Raw genomic sequence first — 2,617 nt, 5'->3', positions numbered from 1 at the left:
GACATGCCGTGACCGGCCGCCGGGCGGCCCTGACCGCGCTCGGCGCGCTCGTCGCCACCGGGATCCCCCCGGCCGTGGCGGCCGAGCCGGCGCCCCCCGCGGGACCTCTGCCCTCGGCCGCCCAGACCATCGGCGCCGACCGGGCACCGGCTCCGGTACTGCGTGCTCTGCAGCGCGACCTCGGGCTGACGCCCGCCCAGGCGTCCCGGCGGCTGGTCAACGAGGCGGAGGCGGGCACCCGGGCCGGGCGGCTGCGCAACGCGCTGGGCACCCGTTTCGCGGGGGCCTGGCTGCGCGGCACGACGTCGCAGGAGCTGGTCGTGGCGACCACCCATGCGACGGATGTGCCCACCATCAAGGCCCAGGGCGCCAAAGCGGTCGTCGTGAAGAGGACGCTCCGCGACCTCGTGGCCGCCAAGCGGAAACTGGACGCGGCGGCGGGCCGCGTCAGCACGCGGAACACGCCCCTGTGGTACGTCGACATCCCGGCGAACCGAATCGCGGTGGAGGCCACGAACAAGGCTGCGGCCGCCGCCTTCGTCAAGGCCGCGGGCCTCGACGCCAAGAGCGTGGGCGTCAAGGTGACGGCGAACCGCCCGCGCCTTCTCGCGGACATCACGGGCGGCGACGCCTACTACATCGACGGCTCCGCCCGCTGCTCCGTCGGCTTCTCCGTCACCAAGGGCCAGCAGCAGGGCTTCGCCTCGGCAGGCCACTGCGGCAAGGCCGGCGCCAGGACGACCGGGTTCAACAACGCGGAGCAGGGCACTTTCCAGGCTTCCACCTTCCCCGGCAAGGACATGTCGTGGGTGGCCGTCAACGACCAGTGGACGGCCACCCCGAACGTGCGGGTCGACGGCGAGCAGAAGGTGCAGATCACCGGCTCGGTCCAGGCGCTCGTCGGGGCCGCCGTCTGCCGCTCCGGCTCCACCACCGGGTGGCACTGCGGCCAGATCGAGCAGCACGACACCAGTGTCAGCTACGCCGAGGGCAGGGTGGACGGGCTGACCCGGACGACGGTGTGCGCCGAGCCGGGCGACTCCGGCGGGCCCTTCGTCGCGGGCGTCCAGGCGCAGGGCGTGACCTCCGGCGGCACAGGGGACTGCACGAGCGGGGGCACGACCTTCTACCAGCCGGTCAATCCCCTGCTCAGGGACTTCGGCCTCACGCTCAAGACCGCCGCCGTCCAGTCCTCGGCACCGCAGGACAAGGTCACGCAGGCGTGGGCCGCCGGACGGGTCTACGAGGCCGGTGTCACGGTGAGCCACGCCGGTGTGCGCTACCGGTGTCTGCAGACCCACCAGGCCCAGGGCGCGTGGGCGCCCGCCCGCACTCCGGCCCTCTGGCAGCGGGTGTGACGAGGGGTCAGGACTGTCCGGCGCCGGCACGGCACGTGCCGCCGCCGGACGGTCCGCGCTACGCGTCCTCCGCCAGCAGCGCGTACGCGGCGGCCAGGAACGGGTCGTGGGCGCGGAAGCGGCGGGTGCACAGCGCGGCCAGGGCCGTGCCGGTGTCCGGGCGGAAGCCCAGGAACGCCTGCTGGCCGAGCGTCGCGCCGCTGTGGAAGTACATCGGTCCGCCGTCGGTCGGGTGACGGAACCAGGCGATGGTGTGGACGTGCCGGTGCCCGATGCCCCGGCGGAGCACGGGGCGGCACACCGCGCGCAGGGCGGCGGCCAGCTGCGGTGGTGCTCCGGTGGGGTCCAGGTGCGCCTCGATGAAGGTGAGCAGGTCGTGCGGCGTGGCCCGCACGGCACCCGCCGCCTGGAAGCCCCCGGCGTCGAAGGGGGGCACGGGTGACGCGCCGTCCTTGCCGTGCCCGGGGGCGTCAAAGCCGGAGTCGTCCGCCCGCAGCGTCGTGCCGGTCAGGCCGAGGGGGCGCAGGACCTGGCCTGTGAGCAGGTCCTCCCACGGTGTGCCGGTCGCGGCGGCGAGTGCGTGTCCGAGCACGGCGACGCCGTAGTTGGAGTAGCGCCAGCGGGTGCCGGGGCGGTGCCGGGGCCGGTGACGCAGGAAGGCGTCGACGACCCGGGCGGCGGGGAAACGGGCGTAGGGGTTGGTGTGCCAGGCGGGCAGGCCCCGGAGATAGAAGCCGGCCGGCAGGGCGGGCAGCCCGGACGTGTGGGTGATCAGGTGGGCGAGCGTCACCGGGTGCGCACCGGCCGGCCGTCCCTCGTCCAGGAAAGCGGCGGCCGGTTCACCGCCGGACAGCTCGCCGTGGTGGATCAGCCGGGCCAGCAGCAGGCCGGTGAACGTCTTGGCGGCCGAGCCGGTCTCGTAGCGGAGGTCCTCGCGGGGAAGCGGCGGGGGCGGGGCGGTACCGCCGCTCACGACCGTGCGGCGGCCGTGCCGGGAGAGGGCGAAGACTACGTCCGGGGCGTCGGAGGCGGAGACGGCCTCCGCAAGCCGCTCGGCGAGCGGGCCGTCGTCCGGAGGCACAGCCGGTCGGGGGGTGCTCCGGCCTGTGGTCGCGGCCCCTGGCGCCGCCCGGAGGGCCGCCGGCTCATCCGTCACCGTGTCACGCGGCGGCGAGGCACCCGGCCCCGGAACACGGCCCCTCGATGTGTCGTACGGGGCTGCCGAGCCCTCGTCCGTCGCCGTGCCCCACAAGGACGAC

The 2,617-nt window shown here is 75.1% G+C and carries 2 protein-coding genes; one reads left to right on the top strand and one right to left on the bottom strand.

Annotated elements, in window-relative coordinates:
• A partial coding sequence (locus tag CCL05_RS40805; RefSeq protein WP_341868298.1) for a carbohydrate-binding protein occupies positions 1–1,358 on the top strand: 1,358 nt, incomplete at its 5' end.
• Between the two features lie 58 nt (positions 1,359–1,416).
• On the opposite strand, the gene CCL05_RS40800 is transcribed toward CCL05_RS40805, so the two are convergent.
• Entirely contained in the window at positions 1,417–2,439 is a 1,023-nt protein-coding gene (locus tag CCL05_RS40800) for a serine hydrolase domain-containing protein (RefSeq protein ID WP_086565622.1), read from the bottom strand.
• Positions 2,440–2,617: the final 178 nt, after the last annotated feature.

The sequence above is a fragment of the Streptomyces africanus genome (genome assembly GCF_002150735.1).
In the GTDB taxonomy this organism is placed as follows: domain Bacteria; phylum Actinomycetota; class Actinomycetes; order Streptomycetales; family Streptomycetaceae; genus Streptomyces; species Streptomyces africanus.
The sequence above is the reverse complement of the archived record's forward strand: the minus strand, read 5'-3'. Positions and strand labels throughout refer to the sequence as shown.